Origin of the sequence: Sphingorhabdus pulchriflava, from assembly GCF_003367235.1 — a bacterium.
Lineage (GTDB): Bacteria > Pseudomonadota > Alphaproteobacteria > Sphingomonadales > Sphingomonadaceae > Sphingorhabdus_B > Sphingorhabdus_B pulchriflava.
Genome location: NZ_QRGP01000002.1, coordinates 144,608 through 167,692, shown reverse-complemented (window position 1 = coordinate 167,692; position 23,085 = coordinate 144,608). Strand labels below are relative to the sequence as shown.

Sequence of the window (23,085 nt, the reverse complement as noted above, 5' to 3'; positions counted from 1 at the left end):
CACGGTAGGGGCGCAAGTCTGCATGCTTCTGGGGCGGTCAAACTTATTCCACAAATCATCGGCGGGCCCCTGTTGCCTTGCCCCGGCAAGCCGGTATCAAGCTGACATGGACTCGCGCCCCGCCAAAAATGTTGCATTGCCCGGCCTCGAAACGCCGACGCCGATGATGGCGCAATATCTGAAATTGAAGGCGAAAGCCGGCGACTGCATGCTGTTCTACCGCATGGGTGATTTTTTCGAGCTGTTTTTTGACGACGCCAAGGCCGCATCACAAACGCTCGACATCGCGCTGACCTCGCGCGGCGAACATGGCGGGCAACCGATCCCGATGTGCGGCGTGCCGGTACACGCCGCCGAGGGCTATCTGGCGCGGCTGATCAAGGCCGGGCACCGGGTCGCGATTGCCGAGCAGACCGAAACGCCCGAAGAGGCCAAGGCGCGGGGCGGATCGAAGGCGCTGGTCGCACGCGACATCATCCGTTTTGTCACCGCTGGCACGCTGACCGAGGATAGCCTGCTCGACAGCTGGGCCTCGAACATTCTGGTCGCGCTCGCCGAGGCTGGCGGCGAAATCGGGCTGGCGGCGGCCGATATTTCGACCGGCTATTTCGAGGTGAGCTGCGTATCCGCGTCGGCACTCGAAGCCGAACTGGCGCGGCTGGGGCCGAGCGAAGTGGTCGCACCCGAAAGCTTTACCGCCCAACCCTATGGCGCAATCGAACGACCACGCGACGACTTTGACAGCATGGCAGGCAAGGGCGCACTCGCCGCGCATTTCGGCAGCACGGACTTTGCGTCGCTCAGCCGTGCCGAACTGGCCGCTGCGGGCGGCCTGCTCGCCTATCTGGAGCATGTCGGGCAGGGCAAGATGCCCTTCCTCAAAGTGCCGGTGCGACGCGAGGTGCAGCAATATCTGCTGATCGACCAAGCAACGCGCGACAGCCTTGAGATTACCCGTTCGGCCAATGGCGGCGGGCGGGCGGGTTCGTTGCTTGCCGAAATCGACCGGACGATTACTGGGGCGGGCGCGCGGCAATTGGCGGCCGACCTCTCTGCGCCATTGATGGACAAAGGCGCAATCGAAGCGCGGCTGGCGCTGGTGCAATGGTTCCACGATGCGCCCTTATTGCGTGACAGCACGCGCGCTGCGCTGCGCCAATTGCCCGATATTGCCCGCGCGCTAGGCCGCGTGGTGGCTGGGCGAGGAAGCCCGCGCGACTTGGGGCAAATTCGCGATGGCCTTGATGGCGCGCGTATCTTGCGTGAGCGGCTCGGCGCAATGGCGGAACGCCCCGCTTTGCTGGAAAGCCTGCTTCCTGCACTCGACGGACATGGCGCGATGGTCGACCTGTTCAGCCGTGCGCTGGTGCCAACGCCGCCGACCGAAGCCTCGCAGGGCGGCTATATCGCCGAGGGCTATGACGCCGCGCTGGATGCACTGCGGCTGGCGGGGCGTGATGGACGGGCTGCGGTAGCAGCAATGGAGGCGCGTTATCGTGCCTCGACCGGCATTTCCGCGCTGAAAATCCGCCACAACGGCGTGCTCGGCTATTTTGTTGAAGTGCCCGCCAAAAATGCCGACCCGCTAATGGCGGCAGGCAGCGGCTTTACCCACCGCCAGACGATGGCGGGCGCGGTGCGCTTCAACTCGCCCGAATTGCATGAGGAGGCGCTGCGGATCACGCAAGCCTCCGGCCATGCGCTGGCAGCCGAAGCCGCGCATCTTGAGGAACTGATCGGGCATGTACTCGTCCGCCGCGATGCGATTGCGGCAAGTGCCGATGCCTTGGCGCGGATTGATGTGGCAGCCGCCCTTGCCGAACGGGCGGCCGAAGGGCGCTGGTGCCTGCCTGAATTCGTTCCCGGCAACGAACTGCAAATCGAAGGCGGGCGGCATCCGGTGGTCGAAAGCGCATTGGCACGGCTCGGCGAACGCTTCATCGCCAATGATTGCGGCCTCGCGCCAGACAAGCGGCTGTGGCTGGTAAGCGGCCCCAATATGGGTGGTAAATCGACCTTTTTGCGGCAGAATGCCCTGATCGTGATTTTGGCGCAGGCGGGCAGCTATGTGCCAGCGAGCACCGCCCGACTGGGGCTGGTCGACCGGCTGTTCAGCCGCGTCGGCGCGTCGGACAATCTGGCACGCGGGCGTTCGACCTTCATGGTCGAGATGGTCGAGACGGCGGCCATCCTTGCGCAGGCGACCGAGCGCAGCTTCGTCATTCTCGACGAGGTTGGGCGCGGCACCTCGACCTATGATGGACTCGCCATTGCCTGGGCCGTGGTTGAGGGCATCCATGAAGCCAACCGCTGCCGCTGCCTGTTTGCGACGCACTATCACGAACTGACCCGTTTGGCGGACACGCTCGACGCGCTCTCGCTCCACCATGTCCGCGCCAAGGAGTACAAGGGTGACCTCGTCCTCCTCCACGAAGTCTCGGACGGCCCCGCCGACCGGAGCTATGGCATTGCGGTCGCCAAACTCGCCGGTCTGCCACCACCGGTGCTCGCACGCGCGACGCAAGTGCTGGAGAAACTCGAAAAGGGCCGCGCCGAAACCGGCGGGCTGGCGGCGGGATTGGGCGACATGCCGCTCTTCGGTGCCGCCCTCAATGCCGCCGAAGCCAAGGTCGATGCCGTGCGTGAAAAGCTGTCGGGCATGGATATCGACGCACTCACGCCACGACAGGCGCTTGATTTGCTTTACGAACTGAAGGGCTTGGCTGGGGAAGAGTGAAATTTCACGCAAAGGCGCAAAGATTTTCAAGGGGTCAGTTGCCGAACTCCCTGTAATTGTTCACAACCCGTTTGAGTCCTTCTTTGAGTGTGATGCCGCCGAAGTTTATCAAAAGCCCCAAAGGCAATTTCATTAATCGTAGATATGTCAGCGTTTGTTTCGAATGAACGGGTGATAATTTTTCGACGGATTTCAGCTCAATCAACAGAGTGTCGTTCACCAGCAAATCGATCTGGAATGCTTTTGGAAAAACAATGCGGTCAATGACTGCCTTGACCGGCAATTGCCGATCAACCTTAAATCCCTGCTTTTCAAGGCGTGCGGCGAGAAGAGTCTCGTATACCGATTCCAGCAAACCTGGACCAACATCCACATGTATGGCCATAGACGTATCAATCACCCGACTTGCAATAGCCTCAAGCTCGGCATTCATACGTTGACCTCTTGAAAACCTTTGCGCCTTTGCGTGAAACTAAATCAGGCCAAAGACAGAAACAGCCCTGCTAACGCCGCGCTCATCAGGTTGGACAGCGACCCTGCGGCCAGCGCCTTCAGCCCCAGCTTGGCGATCATTGGGCGCTGGTTGGGGGCGAGGCCGCCGGTGACCGCCATCTGGATCGCGATCGAGCTGAAATTGGCGAAGCCGCACAGCGCAAAGGTGACGATGGCGACCGTCGTTGCAGACAAGGTTTTCAGTGCACCCAGATCGATGAAGGCGACAAATTCGTTGAGGACGATCTTGGTGCCGAACAGCCCACCCGCCTGCACGGCTTCGTTCCACGGAACGCCGAGCAGATACATGACCGGTGCAAAGACATAACCCAAAAGCCCCTGGAAACTGAGCCCTTGAAGGCCAATTGCATTGCCGATTCCGCCAAGAATGCCGTTCGCCAGCGCTACCAGTGCAACGAAGGCAAGAACCATCGCGCCGACTGCGACGGCAAGCCGAACGCCTGTTTGCGCGCCTTGTGCAGCTGCCATAATGATATTGGCAGGCTTTTCCTCATCATGGTCTGCAGCCGCAGGCACGGGATGCGGGCCTCCTTCCGGTAGCAGTGCAGCGGGCCCTTCAGCGCTGATGCGTGCTTGAGGCAAATATATGTCTTCGGGTTCGGGTGCGATTTCTTCATCGGGCATGATCAGCTTCGCCATCAATATTCCACCCGGGGCCGACATGAAGGCGGCGGCGATGAGGTAATCGATGCGAATGCCCATCGAGGCATAGGCGGCGAGGATCGTTCCCGCGACCCCGGCCATGCCGACCGTCATCACGCAGAAGAGCTGCGCAGGGTTGAGCGTCGCGAGATAGGGGCGGATCACCAGCGGCGATTCCGACTGGCCGACAAAAATGTTCGAGGCCGCGCACAGGCTTTCGACCTTTGAAATGCCGGTGATTTTCTGCAGGCCGCCGCCGATCCAGCGGATGACATATTGCATCACTCCGAGATAATAGAGGATCGAAATGAAAGCGGCGAAGAATATGATGACGGGGAGTGCCTGAATCGCGAAATTCTGCCCCAGCGGATCGGTGGCGAGCCCGCCGAAGAGGAATTTCGTGCCTTCATTGGCATAGCCCAGCAAGTTGGATACCCCAGCCGCCGCGCCTTGCAAAACCCGGTTGCCCCAGGGCACATAGAGCACCAGCGCCGCCAGCCCTGCCTGCAGCGCAAAGGCCGACAGCACGACGCGTGGGCGGATCGCCTTACGGTTGGAGGACAGCAGGAAGGCGATCGCAAGGATCAGCACCATTCCGCCAAGGCTCATCAGGATTTGCATTTGCGACACTCCCCCAAATTCAAACCGTCGCCCCAGCAGAGGCTGAGGCCGTTGGAGGCCCAAGCCGATCGCGCAAGATAAACCTGCAACGGCCCCTGCCTGCGCAGGGGCGACGTGTATGTCAAAGCTGTTAGCGCGCCCTTCCGCCTTGCGCCAATAAAATTAGCCGCTAACCATTGGCCACCAAAGCAGAAACAGGGAAGCAACAAAATGACCGACGGCCCAAGCACCGGAACGATGATCCCGCGATCGCTGTTTGTCTATGCTTTGCTCTATGGCGGGCTGGTGGTGCTGGCGGGTGTGCTCGGCACCAAGATTTCGGAAATCGGGCCGCTGCATGTCGAATCGGGCATCTTCGCCTTTCTGATGCTGGTGGTGCTATCAAGCGCAGTAGCCGAACTGCACGGCAAGGACACCGCTGACAAACTCGTCCGCTATGGTTTCTTGCCGCTCATCCTTTCGATGGCGCTGATCTTCATCGTCATCCGCATGCCCCCCGCCCCCTTCTGGACGTTACAAGACCAATTTGCGGGCATCCTCGGCCAGGGCGCGCGTCTTCAGCTGGCCGGCCTAATATCCTATGGTATTTCGCAAACCCTGAACGTCTATGTTTTCACCAAGCTGAAGGGCGAAGGCAGCGGGCGGGCGGCCTGGCTGCGCGGGCTGATTGCGGGTTTGCTCTCGCAGGCGCTCGATACCGTGCTGTTTATCACCATCGCATTCTATGGCGTGGTCGATCCCGGCAGCGGGCAGGAAATGCCGATTGTCGACATCATGACGGGTCAGATCATCGCCAAGCTGACCCTGGTGGTGGTGTTCGTGCCCCTGCTGATCACCGCTTGCGTCAAGCTTGGGCAACGATTGGACGGCAAGGCCGCCTGAGCCTGCAATATAGTTGCGTGCAAAGCGATGGGGCGCTAACCCGCGCGCCATCATGACCAACCACGCACCCGATCCAGCGATGCTGGCAAAAGCCGAAACCCTCACCGAGGCGCTGCCGTATATGCAGCGCTATGCGGGCAAAACCTTTGTCATCAAATATGGCGGCCATGCGATGGGCGATCCCGAAGCCGCGCGCAACTTTGCCGAGGATGTGGTGCTGCTGAAAGCCGTCGGCATCAATCCAGTGGTTGTCCATGGTGGTGGGCCTCAGATCGGTGCGATGCTGAAGCAGCTGGGCGTCGAAAGCCGCTTTGTAGACGGACTGCGCGTCACCGATGCCGAAACCGCCAAGGTTGCCGAAATGGTGCTGTCGGGAGCGATCAACAAGGAACTGGTGAGCTGGATTGCCCAAGCCGGGGGCCGTGCGGTCGGCATTTCGGGCAAGGATGGCGGCTTCGTAATCGCCGAAAAGGTCGAGGGTTCCACCCGCGATCCCGACAGCAATATCGAACGCGCGGTCGACCTTGGCTTTGTCGGCACACCCAAACATATCGACCGCAGCCTGCTCGACACGATTTCGGGCAGTGGGATGATCCCCGTGGTCGCCCCCATCGGCGTCGACAAGACTGGCCAGACCTATAACATCAACGCCGACACGATGGCGGGTGCGATTGCCGCTGCCTTGGGCGCGGCGCGTTTGTTCCTGCTCACCGACGTCGCAGGCGTGCTCGACAAATCGGGCAATCTGCTCACCGATCTTGATCCCAAGCAGATTGGCGCGTTGCGCGAAGACGGAACGGTTACCGGCGGGATGATCCCCAAGCTGGAAACCTGCATCGCCGCGGTCGAAGGCGGCACCGAAGCCGCTGTCATTCTCGACGGGCGGGTCCCGCATGTCAGCCTGCTTGAAATCTTCACGGCGCGCGGTGCGGGCACGCTGGTGCATCGGTGAGTTATCAGTAATATCCTTCGTCATTCCCGCTTTTGCGAGAATGATGAAATTCGGGTGTTCTAGATGGTTGATACAGCGCCCAGCCTCGGCTAATTGGGCGCATCCCTGCTCTTTCGGAGGCATGCATGCTCCTCGCGCTTATCCAGATCATCGGTTATTTGATCACCATCGTTTCCACGGTCGTGATTGTGCAATTCATCCTCAGCCTGCTGATCTCGTTCAATGTCGTCAGCCTGTCGAACAACATTGTTGCGTCGCTCTGGCATTCGCTGAACATGATCCTCGATCCATTTCTGAAACCGATCCGCCGCATCATGCCCGATACCGGTATGATCGATTTTTCCCCCATCGTTCTGATTGTCGGCTTGCGCATCATCCAGATGCTGCTCGGCGGTCTGGCGCATGACCTGTATTATTCGGGACTATGAGCAACGCGACCATCATTGACGGTAAGGCTTTTGCTGCCGGGCTGCGCGCCCGGATCGCGCAAGCCGTGCCGGCCTTTACCGCAGCGACAGGCAAAGTGCCTGGACTAGCCGTAGTGCTGGTCGGTGATGACGCGGCGAGCGCCGTCTATGTCGCGTCCAAGGGCAAGGCGACGGTCGCTGCCGGAATGGCGAGTTTTGAGCACCGCCTGCCCGCTGACACCGCCCAGGGTGACCTCATCGCGCTCGTCCGGCAGTTGAATGCCGATGATGCCGTCGATGGCATATTGGTCCAGCTTCCGCTTCCCAAACATCTCGACGAACAGGCCGTAGTTGAGGCGATCAGCCCCGACAAGGATGTCGACGGCCTTACCCCGATCAGCACCGGACGCCTCGCGCTCGGTTTGCCCGGGCTGGTGCCGTGCACCCCGCTAGGTTCGCTGATGCTGCTGAAAGACCATATCGGCGACTTGTCCGGTAAAGACGCGATTGTCATCGGCCGCTCCATTCTGGTTGGCAAGCCGATGGCGCAGCTTCTGCTGGGCGAAAATTGCACCGTCACCATCGCGCACAGCCGCACCCGCGACCTCATGGAAAGGGTGCAGCAGGCCGATATCGTGGTCGCCGCTGTCGGTCGTGCCGAAATGGTCAAGGGCGACTGGCTGAAACCCGGTGCGGTCGTCATTGATGTTGGCATCAACCGACTGGAACCTGTGAACGACGAGGCCAAGGGTAGGCTCGTCGGCGATGTCGATTATAGCAGCGCGCTGGAGCTGGCCTCAGCTATCACGCCGGTGCCGGGGGGTGTTGGCCCGATGACCATTGCCTGCCTGTTGCGCAACACGCTGGTCGCTGCACATCGACGGGCTGGCCTAGCCGACCCCGAAGGGCTATGAGCCGGGAATGACCCGGACCCAATATCTTCCCGCCCTTTTCGCGACCACCTTGCTTGTCAGCGGATGTGCGTCGCAGCGACCCGAGATGCGCGCCATGTCCCAAAGCGCCAATCCCAGCGCGGTGATTGCTGCCGAAATCGCCTTCAACCGGCTGGCGCAGGAAAAGGGGCAATGGACCGCCTTTCGCGAAACAGCTGCAAAAGATGCGGTGATGTTCGCACCCGACCCAAATCGGGCGCTGGAATGGCTGAAAGATAAGGCCGATCCGCCAAAGTCGGTCAAATGGCAACCGCACAAGGCGTTCATGTCATGTGACGGCAAGACCGGAGTTACGACCGGCGCTTGGCAGCGGCCCGATGGCTCGGTGGGCTATTTCACCACCGTCTGGCAGTGGCAGGACAAGGGCTCCCGCCCGGCGGATGCGCCGGCTTCCTATATGGGCGATGGTGAGTGGAAATGGGTTGTCGACCATGGCGATGCCCTCACGGCCCCCCGTGCGGCACCCGAACTGATCGAAACGCGTGTCGCCAGTTGCAAGGGCAAACCCAATGCACCGCTCGCCGCTCCGCCGATGGGCGCGAAAATGAAGATGGGCCTTTCGCGCGACCAGAGCCTGAATTTCACCTGGACCGTCCTGCCCGACAATAGCCGCACGGTTACCGTCCGCCTGTGGAACGGTGAAGCCTTTGATACCGTCATCGACGACGCCGTGGCCGCACCCGCCGCATGATCGACCTGTTTGTTTCTGCCTTCATCACCTTTTTCGTGGTGATTGACCCGCCGGGCTGTGCGCCAATCTATGCCAGCCTGACCAAGGGCGCGACTGCACAACAGCGGCGCAGCATGGCCATCCGCGCGTCGATTATCGCGGCAGGCATATTGTTCGTCTTTGCGCTGTTTGGAGAAGATCTGCTCGGCGCACTGCATATCGAGCTCAACAGCTTCCGCATCGCGGGCGGGATCATGCTGTTCCTGATCGCAATCGACATGGTGTTCGAAAAACGCACCGAGCGGCGCGAGGAACGCGCGCAGAAGATTATCGAGACGCCAGAGATTGAGGACGTCTCGGTCTTCCCGATGGCTATGCCGATGATTGCCGGACCAGGCTCGATTGCGTCGGTGATGTTGTTGATGAGCCAGAATCAGGGGCTCGACCGCTCGCTGGTGGTGCTCGGCGCATTAGGCGCTGTGCTATTGCTGACGCTGATCGCACTGGTTGCCGCAGGGCCGATCATGCGCGTGCTAGGTTCAAAAGCCGAAGCCGTCATCACGCGCCTGCTGGGCGTATTGCTCGGCGCGCTGGCGGCGCAGTTTGTTATCGACGGGCTTAGAGCCAGCTTCGGCGCATAAAGCTTATTGCAACGTTACCCGGTCGTCAGAGCCATCATGGCGGCCAAAAAACTGCATCAGCTGGACAATCAGTTCGCTGCGCGTTGCCAGCCCCTTGGCCTCTAGCAGGGCCTGCTTGGCCGCCGCATCGAAGGGCGCGATCTGCGCGACGATATTGACCAGCGAGTAATCGTCGAGTTCGCCCACCGCGTTCCAGTCGACCGCATAGCCCTGCGCTTCGGCGAAACGGCGCGCCTCGATTTCAAACGACGCGCGTTCGCCCAGCGAGAGCGCCTCGCCCAATTCATCCTCTTCCCACAATTCCGCCTCGATCTGGCGAAACGGCGTTCCGACGTCAAGCTCGCGGGTGAGGGTGAAGCGCTGCAACCCTTCGAGAACGATGTTATAGCGCCCGTCTTCGAGCGCCTCGACATCGTCGATCCGGCCCAGACAGCCCACCGCAAACAACGGAGGATGCTCGCCGCCGCTTTTGGGCTGGATCATCCCGATCATCCGGTCGCGCGCCAAAGCATCGCTGACGAGCGAACGGTAGCGCGGCTCAAAAATATGCAGCGGCAATTGCATGCCGGGAAGCATGATCACCCCTGAGAGCGGGAAGATCGAGATCCGCTTAACCGTCATCAGCCGAACAATATTGCCGACAATTTACGACGTGTCGCTGCGACCCACGGATCTTCGAGGCCGATCATACTGAATATTTCGAGCAGGCGGCTGCGCGCGGCACCCTCATTCCACGCCCGGTCAGCAGCAATGCTAGCCAGCAGGGCGTCTGCGGCACCATCACGGTCGCCCGCCGCCATCAAGGCATTGGCAAGATCGAACCGCGCCTGATGGTTGTCGGGTGCGGCTTCCACCGCGGCCTTCAAGGCCATAATCTCTTCGGGGTCACGCGCCTCTGCGGCAATGGCGAGCATCGTTCCCACGCGCTCCAAAGCTGGATCGGCGCGCTGCTCATCGGTCAGGCTTGTGTGGATCGCCTGCGCCTCTTCCTTGCGGTCGAGCGCAATCAATGCCTCGAGCATACCGGCAAGTGCTGCCTTATGCTCCGGATCGTGGCCGAGAATTTCGGTAAAGATCGCATAAGCCTCTTCATTCGCGCCCTCAGCCAGCGCTTCGGTACCGGCGGCAGCGACTTCATCAAGGCTGGGGCCGCTATCGGGCACCGCACCCGGCTGGACCGGCAGTTTGGCCAGCAACTGATCCAGCATGGCCGCAAGCTGCGGTTCGGTACGCGCACTGGTCAGGTCAGCGACTGGCTGGCCCTGGAACATGGCATAGACGGTGGGGATCGAACGGATCTGGAATTGCGCGGCGATGAACTTGTTCTCATCGACATTGACCTTGGCGAGGAGCACGCCTTTTTCGGCATAATCGGCGGCAACCTTTTCCAGCACCGGCGTCAGCTGTTTGCAAGGCCCACACCATTCCGCCCAAAAGTCGAGGATGACCAATTTGGTCATCGACGGCTCGACAATTTCGTCGCGAAAAGCCTGCACGGCTTTCTGTTCTTCGGTGGTCAAACCCATGCTGGCCAAATTACTGCTCCCGATATCCGAATCGTCCGTGCCCCTTATGTGGGGTGCGACGCGCATATGCCAAGATAGTGCGTCCCACGCCTTCAAAAAAGCAAAGCAATTCTGCTGTGATTAAAGGGCTTGCAGCCCCCGATAACGCCTGCTAATGGCGCGCCTCACCCGCTGGACATCACCCGATTCCAGCCGCCAGAGCGGGCGTAGCTCAGGGGTAGAGCACAACCTTGCCAAGGTTGGGGTCGAGGGTTCGAATCCCTTCGCCCGCTCCAGTTTTCTCTATATATAGCAATCGTTTAAGGCTGTGCGGCCAGTGCGGTTTATTGCTCCGCGGCCACAATATAGGCAGGCCTCCACTCACCCTTGTTCCATATGAAAAAGGGGGCAGGTTTGACCTGCCCCCTTTAAATTTCCGAACCCTGGAATCTGGATACCAGAACTAGAATTCGTGTTTCACACCGATCTGAAACATATTGTCGGAACCAGCCCCCGGACTGATGCGGCCGATATATTCGACCGCCAGAGCCCAGTTGGGATCAAACAGCGCTTCCAGCTTGCCGCCAAGTGTCAGTTCTTCGCTGCCAATGCCCGAAAGGGGAATTGTGGAGAAGGGCCCCGAGATCCGGTCAGCATAGGCAACGCGCGCGTCGGCGCTTCGTTCTACATTCCACTGATATTCGGCTCGCAATTGTGGAAGCAATTCGCCCCAGCCGGTCTTGTGGCGGTATTTGAACCTTGTGCCCAGACCGAGCGAAGTGAAGTTCACATCCTGATCGAGGAAGGTCAGGTCGAACACCGAGCCACTGCTTTCCGAATAGCCGTTGAGCGTCGCCCGGGTGATGTCGATGCGGGCATAAGGCGTCAGCTGCCAATCGCCACGCAGGATATCCGCCCCCGTGCTCAACGTTCCGAACCATTGGTGGCCGTCGCGGCTGGAGTTCAGCAGCGCACCGGTCAACGTGACATAGCGGCGCAGGTCGAAATCGAGCTTTTGATACCCACCCAGCCAGTCGACGAAGAAGCCGTCACCCAGTTTGTGGCTACCATAGACTGCGATCGTCTTGGCTTCGCCACGGCTGCGCGAACCTTCGTCCCCGACATCGACGGTATCCCGGCCGAGACCGATGCCAAGACCGGCTGCGAAAGACGGGCTGAAGCGATAATCCGCGCCGATGGTGATGCCTTCGGATTCGAACTCTTGCGAGACACGTCCGCTATTCGCTTCACGTTCGCCAAAGCGGATCGCGCCGCCGGCCCAGATTGTCCAAGGGCCGCCTGCCCCGCCGCCCGCGCCGGCATTGGCTGTCGGACCTTCGGCTTTGGCACTGCCCTCTGCGCTCCAGTTGTTGAGCGATACGATGCCCGACATGCGGCTGCGGTTGGCGCAGGCTGCATTTGTCATCATCGTAATCGCATCGCGGCAATGATCGGGCGTGGAGAGACGGACATTGTTGCGGAATGTGATACCCGCACCGTCGCCATTCCCCTCGCCATTGCCGCTGCCTTCGCCGTGCATGCTTTCCATGCGCTGCATGAAGTTGTCGACCTGGGCGTCGGCGAAGCGGCGGGTGGCCGCCACCTGGGCCTGAACCAGCCCGCGCACTTCGGGATCGGTCGCCGGGTCTGGCCGGGCCGCCACTTGCAGGGCAAAATTGACCGTCAGCGTTGCAGGCGTTCCGCCGGTGCTGTCGGTTGCGGTGATCGCAAAGTTCGCGGTACCCGATGTCGTTGGCGTCCCGCTTATAACACCGGTTGTGGTGTTCAGCGTCAAACCGGCGGGCAATGTGCCGGAACTTATGGCGAAGCTGTAAGGCGCAATGCCCCCACTTGCCGTCAACGCCTGGCTATAGGCGATACCCTGAACCGCTGCAGGCAGTGTTGCTGGCGTTATCGTCAAAGTCGGCACACCCACGCCCAATGTCAGGTTGGCAGCACCAGTCTGGCCATTGGCGTCGCGGACCTGCACCGCAAAGGCGAAGCTGCCCGACACCGTTGGCGTACCCGATAGCTGGCCATTCGCAGCCAGTGTCACGCCCGTCGGCAAGGCACCGCCGGTCAACGTGTAACTATAGGGAGCAACCGCACCCGAAGCCGACAACGTAGCCGTATAGGCTTGGCCCGCAATCGCAGCAGGAAGCGCCGTTGGCGTGACGACAATCGTCGGTGCGGCAACGGTCAGGCTATAGTTGCCCGCCACGGTGAACGGTGCTCCAGCCCCGGTCGCACCAGTGTCCGTGGCCGTGACGGTGAAGGCAAAACTGCCCGATGCGGTTGGCGTTCCCGAAACCGCACCGGTTGCAGCGTTGAGCGTTACACCAGCTGGCAGGCTACCGGTCAGCGCGTAGCTGTAAGGCCCAACCCCGCCGCTGGCAGCGATGCTTTGGCTATAGGGCCCAGCATAGGTGGCGGTGAAGCTGCCCGATGCGGGGGCTAGCGCCAGATTGGGTGCCGCCACGTTCAGAGTGAAACCCTGAGACGCGGTGAACGGCCCATTACCGGTGCTGCTGTCCTGTCCGCTGACCGTGAGGGCGAAGCTGCCACTCGCGGTCGGCGTACCGGCTATGGTCACGCTGTTGGCGCTGCTGCTGCTGACCGAAAGGCCTGCTGGCAATCCGGTAACGGTGTAGGCGCTGAACGGAGCCGTACCGCCCGCAAAGTTGAAAGTCTGGCTATAGGCCTGTCCGACAGTCGTTGTCAGCGGGCCAGCCGCTGTAACCGTCAACGCCGGGGCCCCGACCGTTATCGTCACCGTCGCGGGAGACGAAGTGCCGCCGCTGTTGGTGGCGGTATAGGTGAAGCTGTCGGTTCCGGAGAAGCTGGCATTGGGCTGATAGCTGACGGTCAGTCCGCCGACCGTTGCACTGCCATTGGCTGGGCCTGAGGCAATTGCAACCGAGGTTGCCGTGCCGCCCGAAAGGTTCAGCGCAACCGGCGTCGCTCCAGAGCCATAGGGCAGGCTGAGACTGACTGCGCCTGCGACAGGCGGCTGGTCGACAATCGTCAGCGCAAAGCTCTGATTGCCGCCATAAGGGCCGGTACCCGTACTGCTATCTGTCGCGGTTACGGTAAAGCTGAAGCTGCCAAAGGCGGTGGGGGTACCACCCAGCACACCCGAAGCAGAGAGCGTCATTCCGGTGGGAAGCGCACCAGCAGTTACGACATAGCTATAAGGAGCGGTGCCTCCGCTCGCCGGGTTCAACGTCGCTGCATAGGGCACATTGCGCTGACCGCTAGCAAGGCTGGTTGCAGGCAAGGTCACAGATGCCGAGGCGACGTTCAATGTGAAGGCGCGTGCACCGTTAAACGGTCCGGGCGTACCGCTTGAATCGGTCGCGGTGATCGTGAAGTTGAAATTGCCGCCAGCGGTCGGTGTGCCCGACAATGTTCCTCCAGACGACAGGCTGAGGCCCGCCGGCAGAGCGCCCGCAGTAATTGCATAGCTATAAGGTGCGATGGCGCCCGAGGCTGTGACGGTTGTGCTATAGGCAGAAGCAACCGTTGCGGATGGCAAGCTTGCCTGATCGATCGCAATCACAGGCGGAGCCACCGTAAGGGCATAATTGCCCGAAACGGAGAATGGCGCACCTACGCCGGTTATAGTCGTGTCGGTCGCGGTCACGGTGAAGCTGAATGTCCCCACCTGGATCGTGCTGCCCGATAGCAGACCCGTCGAACCGTTCAGCGTTACCCCTGTCGGCAATGCCCCGGCGGTGACAGCATAACTATAGGGCCCGACGCCGCCGCTTGCGACATAGGTCTGCGACACGGGTGCGTTAAACGCAACGTTGGTAGTGCCCGAACCAGGTGTTAGCACCAGTGTCGGCGCGTTGACCGTCAGCGTGTAGGCACGGCTACCCGCCTGACCAAAATTGTCGGTCGAGGTGATGGTGAAGTTGAAGCTGCCAACCTGGGTCGGTGTGCCTGAGAGCGTACCGGCGCTGAACGTCAGTCCAGTCGGCAGGCTGCCTGATGTCAGAGCCAGGGTATAAGGTGCAACACCTCCCGAACTGGTCAGAGTCTGCGAATAGGCAACCCCTGCATTCGCTGCCGGAACCACAGCAGGCGCTATCGCTATGGTCGGCGCAGGCACATCAATGGTGTAATTCTGCGCGACGGTGAACGGCGCGCCCGTTCCGGTCGAACCCGTATCGGTTGCGGTTACGGTGACGGGATAGCTACCCGGGGCGGTTGGTGTACCAGACAGTGTCGAACCGCTGAAGCTGAGGCCTGCAGGCAACGCGCCTGTCAGGGTATAGCTATAGGGCCCGGTCCCTCCGGATGCGGTGAAATTCTGGCTGAAGGCCGCTGCATAGGGCGCGTTCAGCGTGCCCGAGCCGGGAATCAGCGCCAAACCGGGTCCAGCAACGTTCAGCGTGAACGCCTGACCGACGGTGAAGGGGCCATTGCCACTGCTGCTGTCGGTCGCCGAGACATTGAGGTTGAACGCGCCAGCCGCTGTCGGCGTGCCCGAAACCGTCACGCTGTTCGCAGTGGTGCCCGTAATGGAAAGTCCGGCTGGCAGGTTGGTAACCTGATATCCCGACCATGGCTGTGCACCGCCATTGAAAGTGAAGCTTTGGGTGTAGGGGACAGCAATACTGGCGTTGAGGCCACCTGAAGGCGTGATTGTCACCACCGGATCCTGCACTGTAATCGACACCAGTGCAGCCGAGGAAGTGCCGCCGCTATTGGTTGCGCTATAGGTAAAGCTATCGGGTCCGGCATAGCCCGGGTTGGGCTGATAGGTGATAGTCGTGCCGCTGGCCATCACAGTGCCGTGCAGCGATGGGGTAACCTCGTTGACACTGGTCGGCGCGCCGCCGGTTATCACGAGCGGTACATTGGTAGCGGCAGCGTCATAAGGCACGGTTAGCGTTACCGGACCAGCCACAGGCGGAATGTCGATCACCGTCACGCTGGCCACCGCCGACGCACAATTGGTCGGGTTGAGCTGTTCGCAAATCGTATAGTTGACCGACTGAGACCCGACGGGTGTGCCGACCGCAACGTTGATCCTGCCAGTAGCGGGGTTGAGCGTCACGCCAGCATTGGAAGAAGTCGAGGACGTCACAACCACATTGGCAAAAGTCGCCGCAGCGCCGTTCAGCGTGTCTGGGCCATTACCATTATTGGCAAGAATATTGGCGTAGGCCGTGCCACCCGTCACCGTGCTGATGTCCGGCGCATTGACGTCGTCGAGCGCTGCAATGGCTGCCGGAGCTACGCTTACCTCGGCGATTGCAGCTGCACAGTTCGCTGGATCCACTGCCTGACAGATTTCATAGGTCACCGTATAGCTTCCCGCCGCGGTGGCTGGGGCGACAACAACCGCGCCGGTCGCCGGGTTTAGCGTGATCGCCGGGTTGGTCGTGGCCAATTGGCTTAGCGTTACGGTCGTGAGCGTGGCGGGAACGCCGCCAAGCGTGTCGGGCCCATTGCCGTTGTTGGCGAGGACATCGGCATAGGCCGTGCCCCCTGTGAAGCCGTTGACCGCAGCCGCGCCTGTATCATCATTTGCAATGATTGGAGGCGATACGATCGTCAACGCATAAGCCTGGCTGCCGCTGAACGGTCCGGGCGCTCCGCTGGAATCGGTCGCAGACACAGTGAAGTTGAACACGCCCGATGCGGTCGGGGTACCCGAAAGCGTGCCGCCGCCGGTCAGGGTCAGTCCGGTTGGTAGAGCCCCTGCGGTTACGGCAAAGCTATAGGGCGCAACCCCAGCCGATGCGGTGAGTGTCTGACTATAAGCTGTCCCCACCGTTCCATTGGGCAGCGACCCCGGCGAGACTGTTACCGGCACATCATCATTGTTAATCGTACCCAGTCCCTGATTGTCCGCGATGATTGCGTTAGTCGCCCCTGACAGATTTACGAAATAGGTTTCGTTCGCCTCGGGCACAGTTTCGCCAATCACGGGCACCGTGATGGTGCGGCTTGTCTGGCCGGGCGTGAAGGTGAGCGTGCCGCTTGTGTTGGTATAGTCTGCGGGTTGCGTTGCCGTTCCATTGGCTGTTGCATAGTTGACCGCAACTGTCTGGCCGCTTGCAGCCGAGAGGTTGACCGTGAAGACGGCATTGACCGTCCCCGCATTACCCTCGGTCACCGAAACATCGTTGATCGAAAGCGAAGGTAGCGGATCATCGTTGGTGATCGTGCCGACGCCCTGGCCATCGACGACCACAGCATTGACCGCGCTGGTGACGTTGACGAAGTAGCTCTCACTGGGTTCATTCAGCGTGTCGCCGTTGAGCAGGACGGTGAAGATATAGGTACTGCTGCCCGCAGGGATGGTCTGCGCCGTCAGCGACTGGGCGACATAATCCGTCCCGGCAGTCGCCGACCCGTTCGCGGTGGCGATGTTGAAGGTCACGCCGCCCGGACCCGCCGGAGCCGACAGGCTGACTGTAAAGGTCGCGTTGGTGATGCCGGCATTGCCCTCGTTCAGGGTCACATCGTTGATCGTCAGATTGGGCAGATCGTCGTTGAGGATGGTGCCGACCGCATTGTTGGGCACACCCACGGTGTAGCCGGCACCGGCAGCGAGCGTGATGCTGACCGTTTCGTCCGATTCAATCGACGTATCGGCTGTGGGATTGACCGTGATCGTACCGGTGGTCTGGCCAGTGTTGATGATCAGTGGCGAGGTGATCGTCGCATAATCCGTGCCATTGGCGGCCGTTCCACCGACGGTGTAGTTTATGGAGACCGGACTATTGGGTGCCTGACTGAGCGTAACGGTGTAGACGAGATTTGGCGCTCCATCTTCTGCCACTGCAGCGGGAGACACGGCTATTGTTGCCGATGGTACATCGTCGTTGAGGATCGTGCCGACAGCGTTTGATGGTGCGCCTACGCTATAGCCCGTTCCGGCAGCCACAATCAGCGTCACGGTTTCATCGGGTTCGACAGAGCCATCCACCGACGGGTTGATGGTGATGGTGGCAGTCGTCGCATTGGCAGGGATAACAACCGTAGCTACGCCGCCGGTATAATCTACGCCGGACGTCGCCGTACCCGCAGTTGTTATGTTGACAGTGGTGGGAGAAGACAGGTTCAGGCTCCGCGTCACGGTATAAGTCAGATTGGTGGCACCATCTTCACTGACTGACGCAGGGGTGACCGCAATCGAAACCGTGGGGGGCGGGCTAACGGTTAGGGTAAAAGGCTGAAGCTGGAAGTTTGTTCCGACGCCCGTGCTCGAATCCGTCACACGGATCGTGACGCTATAGGGCCCTGCTGCCGCAGACGTGGTTCCGCTCAACACGCCCGCGCTCGAAAGCGTGATTCCGGACGGCAGACTGCCCGTTTCCACCAAATATGTGAACGGCGCAACGCCATTGGTCGTCGCCAGCGTCTGGGTGAAGGCCACGCTCTGAATCGCTGTGCCAGTGCCAGACACCAAGGTCAGCGACGCCGCTGCGACAGTGCCGGTATAACCCTTTACGGTAAACGCACCGAGCGAGTCCTGCGCGCGGATGCCGACGCTGTAGCTGCCGCGCTGCGTCGGAGTGCCCGAGATAACACCGGTGCTTGAGAGCGAAAGACCGGTCGGCAAAGCGCCGGTCGAAACCGTATAGGTATAAGGCCCTGTACCGCCCGATGAAGTCAATGCCTCGGAGAAGGCAGTCCCGGCGGTCATGGCAGACAGGCTGGCCGGCAAGACCACGATCGACGAGGTCGGCGGCGTAATCGTCACGTTGATGACGATCGTCTGGCTATTGTCATCCAGAACCACAAACCGGTCGCTCGTCGCGCTGTTGCCATTGTGGGTGTAGTCGTAATAGTTGACTGGCCCAGGTCCAGCCGTCGCAGTGCCATTTGTCGGGGCAACCGAAACAACCCCCAAGCCGAAGAAGTGGCAGGCCGACAGGTCAACTCTGACCGTGCCGCCATTGGCAACCGTCACGTTGCGCGTCGCACATCCAGGGTAGGTCGAAGTGCCTTCATCATTCAGGATCGTGCCGGTCGCGCTCGATGGGGCGCCAACGGTATAGCCTGTTCCCGCAGCAACCGTGACAATTGCGGTCTCGTTGGACTCGCTTGTGGTGTCGGCAGTGGGGTCGAGCGTCAGCGTGGCCGTGGTGGCATTGGCCGGAATCACAACGGTAGCGGCAGCGCCGGTATAGTCGCTTCCGCTGGTCGCCGTACCCGAATAGGACAGGTTCACTGTCAGCGCGCTTGTCGAAGTTGCGCTTCGCGTGACCGTATAAGTCAGGTTAGTCGCGCCATCCTCATTGACCGAACTGGGCGCGACCGCGATCGACACCGATGGTGGCGGAGCAACATTTATTGTAAGTGTTTCAAGCTCGAAATATGTGCCGGGTCCGGTACTTGCATCGCCGACGCGGATCGTGGTGTTGAAGCTGCCGGAGGAAGTCGGAGTTCCCGATACCACGCCCGACGCGGAGAGCGACAGGCCAGGCGGCAGCGCATTGGGCGGGACCGGCTCAACCAAGAATGAATACGGCGCAACGCCTCCCGAAACCCCTATACTGAACGAACCCGAGACCCCTTGGCTCATGGCATAGGTACCAGGCGAAAGCGCCAGCGTCGGGCTCTGAACCGTGCCGGTATAACCCTTGTCTGTAAATTGCGCCGTCGGCGTGGTGCTGTCGGTCGCGCGAACGCTGAATGAGTATGCGCCGCGCTGGGTTGGTGTGCCTGAGAGCACCCCGCCCGACGACAGGCTCAACCCGACGGGGAACGCGCCACTTTGCAAGACGTAGGTGTAAGGCGATGCACCGCCAGTTGCGGTAAGGGTCTGTGAAAAGAATGTGCCAGCAGTTATGGTTGGCAAGCTGCTCGGCGCGACCGTGATCGGTGAGGCTGAGGCATTGATCGTAATCGTGAACTGGATGTCGCCGCTGCCCGTAAGAGATCCATCGCTGAGTTCAAAGACATCGGTCGAACCGATCCCGGTGGTGCCGTTGTGGCTATAGTCGAGAAACCACTGGGTAGTAGGGCCGGAACCGACTCGGCGCGTTATCGCGGTGCCGTGGTTCTCAAAGTCGGGAGTCCCAAAGCTACCACCATCGATCGCACCCAGCCCACCAAAACCCGGCAGCTCACAATCGGAGATATTGATCGTGACGGTTCCTCCTGCCGTAACTGTCGCCGTCTGCGGCGGGCATTCGCCAGAGGTGTGTTGCGCATGGGCTTGAGGGACCAACAAAATCTGCACCAGCATCAGCGCAAAAATGCCCATTATGCGCTTGAGCCAAACCGATGCTGCTGAACTGCGCATCTTACTTCCCCCGTTTAAATTGCCCGCACCGCGCCAAAGACGCAGATGTTTCATCGTGTAACGAGTAAGGGGGAATTGTTGCGAAGTAACGTCTAGCAAATGTACTAGTACGCCTTAGTCACAGCGCATTGTTCTTTTGAATCATGCTTATAACGTCAGGATTGTCGACCCCGTCGTCTTGCGCGCCTCCAGATCCTGATGCGCCTTTACTATATCGTCGAGCTGATATCGCTGACCAATCGAAACTGCGATTGCACCATTGGCCAGCATTCCGAACATCCGGGCGCAGCCCGCTGCGCGTTCGGCAGGACTGCGGTAATAGTCAAATAATCCGGGCCGGGTTACGAAGAGCGAGCCTTTGGCGGCCAGTTGGCCCAGCGCCACGCCGGTTACCGGACCGCTGGCATTGCCATAGCTGACAATCAAACCCCGACGCCCGACTGAATCGAGCGAGCTGGCCCATGTGTCTTTGCCCACGCCATCAAATGACACGCGCACACCTTTACCGCCGGTCAGTTCACGCACCTTGGGCGCGATATCCTCTTCGCCATAGAGCAGAACATGGTCGGCCCCGGCCTTGCGCGCCAGCGCTGCTTTCTCCTCTGTGCTGACCGTTCCAATGACATGTGCGCCTATTGCCTTCAGCCATTGCACCAGCATAAGGCCGACACCTCCGGCTGCTGCATGAACCAGCACCGCATCGCCCGGTTGTACCTGTGCACAGCGCTCGACCAGAAATTCGACGGTGCAGCCCTTGAGCAACGCGGCGGCTGCCAGTGCGTCGGAAACGTTGTCGGGCGTTTTCAGCAGGGCCACTGCTGAAATGTTGCGCAAGCTAGCATAGCTTCCCCGTTCCGGGCCGAAAGTGCAAACACGGTCACCAACCGCAAAATCCGTGACGCCGTCACCAACCGCCTCGACCACGCCTGCACCCTCAACACCCAGGCCGCTTGGCAGCTCGATCGGATAGAGCCCGCTGCGATGATAGGTATCGATAAAGTTGAGGCCGATGGCTGTGCTGCGCATCCGCACTTCGCCGGGACTGGGTGGTGCCAGGGCCACATCCTCCAGCTCAATCACTTCAGGACCGCCAAAGGAACGGATGACGGCGCGGCGGGCTGTATCTGCGGACATGGGAAAACTCCTTTGCCCATATCGCTATGGCGCGTTGGCAAGCAACGCAATGCTAATTGCAGTTACGGTCAGGATGCGGGTTCAAACGTGCTTGAGGTAAAGCCGTTCGACGCATTGATTGTCAGCACATTGCCCTTGCATTCAAGTGCACGATGTTCCCAACTGTGGCTGACTTCGATCTGGCTGCCCTCTGCGGTCGCTCGCCCATGGTGATACCAGATACGTGCTTCATAGCGCGCATGCTGCTTTCCCAGTTTTTCGACGCCCTTGCTGCGCATATCGAGCGTGACTTCGCGTGTGGAGCCGTCGTCGCGCAATTTCCGCGGTGTAGGCGCCGCCTTGTCTTCCTTCATCGCCTGCTTCAACCGCACGACGCACGACCGGTAGCTCGAAAGCGTTTCCTTTTGTTCGGGCAATGACATCGTGCCACTCGCCGTCGCCGGGGTCGCAACAAGTGCGGCTAACGCCACCGGTAAGATCGCCCAATTCATTCTGTTCATTTCGTCATCCCGTCCGGTCGCGCACGTGTTTCATCAACCGATGTATAGCTCGTCTTCCGCAAAAGATAATCGCCCGGCGATGTACTAGTCGCACCCGAATGCTGTTCGACATACGCTTGACCACAGCCGGTGCGGCGCTAGCGTGGCCCCATGTCCAAAAATCTCCTCATCGCCGCCCTTCTGGCAGTCTCGGCTTTTTCTGCCCCCGCAAATGCTGAAACCAGCGCGGCCCCTGAAATTCAGTCTGCTGATTTCGCCGCACTCGATGCCGATTTCGCCAAATGGATGGCTGAGGCGCACGTACCTGGCCTTGTCTGGGGCATCGTGAAAGATGGACGGCTTGTTCATGTCCGCGCGATGGGGGTGCAGACCGTCGAGGACAATGTTCCCGTCACCCCCGAGACTGCATTCCGCATCGCATCGATGACCAAGGCCTTCACCGGCTATTCGATCCTGACGCTGCGCGACGAGGGCAGGTTGCGGCTCGATGATCCGGTGAGCAAATATGTGCCCGAAACCAAGGGTTGGGCGAAGGGCATCACCGTCGGCGATTTGCTCCACCACACTGCCGGCTTCGTCACCGACGATCCCTGGGGCGACCGGCAACAGCCGCTGCCTGAGGCGGAGTTCAGCAAGATGCTGAAAGCAGGCGTGCCGTTTTCGACCAGTTCAGGCACACGCTATGAATATTCTAATTTCGGCTATGCAACCCTTGGCCGCATCGTCAGCAATGTGTCGAAGCAGGATTATGCCAAACGGGTCAAGGCTACGGTGCTGAAACCGCTCAGCATGACGTCCACCCGATATGAAGTGCGCGATGTACCTGCAGGCAAGCTTGCCATGGGCTATCGCTGGGAGAATGATGCCTGGTCGCGCGAACCGATGATGCCGCATGGCGCATTTGGCGCGATGGGCGGGCTGGTTACAACTGGTCAGGATTACGCCAAATGGATCGGCTATCTGCTCTCGGCCTGGCCTGCAAAAGACGGCGAGGCGCAAAGCGCCAAAACGATCCGCGCGATGCAATATGGCGGCGGTTTGCTTCATGCCCGCCGTCGTCCTGGCAAGGAAGGTGACAATTGCCGCCTGTCCGCGATTTATGGCGCAGGACTGGTGCAGGCCAATGATTGCGTCCTCGGTAATGTCCTTTTCCACGGCGGCGGCTTCCCCGGTTATGGCAGCCATATGCTGTTGCTTCCCGAAACGGGCGTCGGCGTCTTCGCTCTCACCAATCGCACCTATGCCGGGCCGACGGCACCGGTCTGGGATGCTGCAACGGCGCTGTTCAAATCGGGCTATATCGCACCGCGCGCCATTGCATCTTCACCTGCGCTCGAGACGGGCTATGCCGCCGCACGCCGCATCTGGAAGGCTGGCGGCGTAGAGGGCGAGGGCCAGTATCTGGCGATGAATTTCGCAATGGACCGCAGCGATGCCAATTGGCGCAAGCACCTTACCGACCTTTCTGCCAAAAGCGGAGCGTGCGACGATAGCCCGGCGATCATCGCCACCAGCAAGCTTTCGGGGCGCTTCAGCTGGACGTGCGCCGCCGGCATAGTGGAGGGCAATGTGCTGCTCGCGCCGACATCGACACCCCAAATCCAGGCGCTTGGATTTCAACTGACGGCCAAACCCTGACGCCAGACACTCGACTCAG

At 60.5% G+C, this 23,085-nt stretch carries 15 protein-coding genes and 1 tRNA gene; 9 read left to right on the top strand and 7 right to left on the bottom strand.

Features of this window, described 5'->3' with window-relative positions; translation table 11 throughout:
• Nucleotides 1-106 precede the first annotated feature (106 nt).
• Entirely contained in the window at nt 107-2,737 is a 2,631-nt protein-coding gene (mutS, locus tag DXH95_RS11515; RefSeq protein ID WP_239016629.1) for a DNA mismatch repair protein MutS, read from the top strand.
• A gap of 34 nt (nt 2,738-2,771) precedes the next feature.
• Here the strand turns inward: mutS and DXH95_RS11510 are convergent, their stop codons facing one another.
• Complete coding sequence (locus tag DXH95_RS11510; RefSeq protein WP_115549684.1) at nt 2,772-3,170, bottom strand: GxxExxY protein; 399 nt, start codon at nt 3,168-3,170, stop codon at nt 2,772-2,774.
• Between the two features lie 44 nt (nt 3,171-3,214).
• Nucleotides 3,215-4,513: a NupC/NupG family nucleoside CNT transporter gene (locus tag DXH95_RS11505; RefSeq protein ID WP_115549683.1), complete on the bottom strand. Its 1,299-nt coding sequence runs from the start codon at nt 4,511-4,513 to the stop codon at nt 3,215-3,217.
• Nucleotides 4,514-4,723: 210 nt separating this feature from the next.
• Between DXH95_RS11505 and DXH95_RS11500 the strand changes: the two genes are divergently transcribed.
• From DXH95_RS11500 to DXH95_RS11475, 6 genes are all read left to right on the top strand, one after another.
• Nucleotides 4,724-5,395 carry a queuosine precursor transporter gene (locus tag DXH95_RS11500; protein WP_115549682.1) on the top strand — a complete coding sequence of 224 codons (672 nt, stop codon included), beginning with the start codon at nt 4,724-4,726 and terminating at the stop codon, nt 5,393-5,395.
• A 49-nt stretch (nt 5,396-5,444) separates the two neighbouring features.
• On the top strand, nt 5,445-6,347 hold the full coding sequence (gene argB, locus DXH95_RS11495; protein ID WP_181883691.1) for an acetylglutamate kinase: 903 nt from the start codon (nt 5,445-5,447) through the stop codon (nt 6,345-6,347).
• A gap of 125 nt (nt 6,348-6,472) precedes the next feature.
• Nucleotides 6,473-6,775, top strand: coding sequence for a YggT family protein (locus DXH95_RS11490; RefSeq protein ID WP_115549680.1), 303 nt, complete (start codon nt 6,473-6,475; stop codon nt 6,773-6,775).
• Nucleotides 6,772-7,668 (top strand): bifunctional methylenetetrahydrofolate dehydrogenase/methenyltetrahydrofolate cyclohydrolase FolD, encoded by an 897-nt coding sequence (gene folD, locus DXH95_RS11485; RefSeq protein WP_115549679.1) that lies wholly within the window; start codon nt 6,772-6,774, stop codon nt 7,666-7,668. The genes DXH95_RS11490 and folD overlap by 4 nt, the downstream gene beginning before the upstream one ends.
• 7 nt (nt 7,669-7,675) lie before the next feature.
• Complete coding sequence (locus tag DXH95_RS11480; RefSeq protein WP_115549678.1) at nt 7,676-8,398, top strand: hypothetical protein; 723 nt, start codon at nt 7,676-7,678, stop codon at nt 8,396-8,398.
• A complete protein-coding gene (locus DXH95_RS11475; protein ID WP_115549677.1) occupies nt 8,395-9,018 on the top strand; it encodes a MarC family protein in 624 nt (207 codons plus the stop codon). The genes DXH95_RS11480 and DXH95_RS11475 overlap by 4 nt, the downstream gene beginning before the upstream one ends.
• Before the next feature lie 3 nt (nt 9,019-9,021).
• Here DXH95_RS11475 and DXH95_RS11470 read toward each other — a convergent pair whose 3' ends face one another.
• On the bottom strand, nt 9,022-9,639 hold the full coding sequence (locus DXH95_RS11470; RefSeq protein WP_115549676.1) for an LON peptidase substrate-binding domain-containing protein: 618 nt from the start codon (nt 9,637-9,639) through the stop codon (nt 9,022-9,024).
• Nucleotides 9,639-10,544 (bottom strand): tetratricopeptide repeat protein, encoded by a 906-nt coding sequence (locus DXH95_RS11465; protein WP_115549675.1) that lies wholly within the window; start codon nt 10,542-10,544, stop codon nt 9,639-9,641. The genes DXH95_RS11470 and DXH95_RS11465 overlap by 1 nt, the downstream gene beginning before the upstream one ends.
• Nucleotides 10,545-10,744: 200 nt before the next feature.
• Here DXH95_RS11465 and DXH95_RS11460 point away from each other — a divergent pair.
• Nucleotides 10,745-10,819 (top strand) — tRNA-Gly (locus tag DXH95_RS11460).
• Nucleotides 10,820-10,986: 167 nt separating this feature from the next.
• Here DXH95_RS11460 and DXH95_RS11455 read toward each other — a convergent pair.
• The 3 genes from DXH95_RS11455 to DXH95_RS11445 form a co-directional block, all read right to left on the bottom strand.
• A complete protein-coding gene (locus tag DXH95_RS11455) occupies nt 10,987-19,794 on the bottom strand; it encodes a putative Ig domain-containing protein (protein ID WP_181883661.1) in 8,808 nt (2,935 codons plus the stop codon).
• Between the two features lie 147 nt (nt 19,795-19,941).
• Nucleotides 19,942-20,928: a quinone oxidoreductase family protein gene (locus DXH95_RS11450; RefSeq protein WP_115549673.1), complete on the bottom strand. Its 987-nt coding sequence runs from the start codon at nt 20,926-20,928 to the stop codon at nt 19,942-19,944.
• A 68-nt stretch (nt 20,929-20,996) separates the two neighbouring features.
• Entirely contained in the window at nt 20,997-21,428 is a 432-nt protein-coding gene (locus tag DXH95_RS11445; protein ID WP_147291730.1) for a hypothetical protein, read from the bottom strand.
• Nucleotides 21,429-21,578: 150 nt separating this feature from the next.
• On the opposite strand from DXH95_RS11445, the gene DXH95_RS11440 reads away from it, so the two are divergent.
• Entirely contained in the window at nt 21,579-23,066 is a 1,488-nt protein-coding gene (locus DXH95_RS11440; protein ID WP_115549671.1) for a serine hydrolase domain-containing protein, read from the top strand.
• The last annotated feature ends 19 nt before the right edge of the window (nt 23,067-23,085 follow it).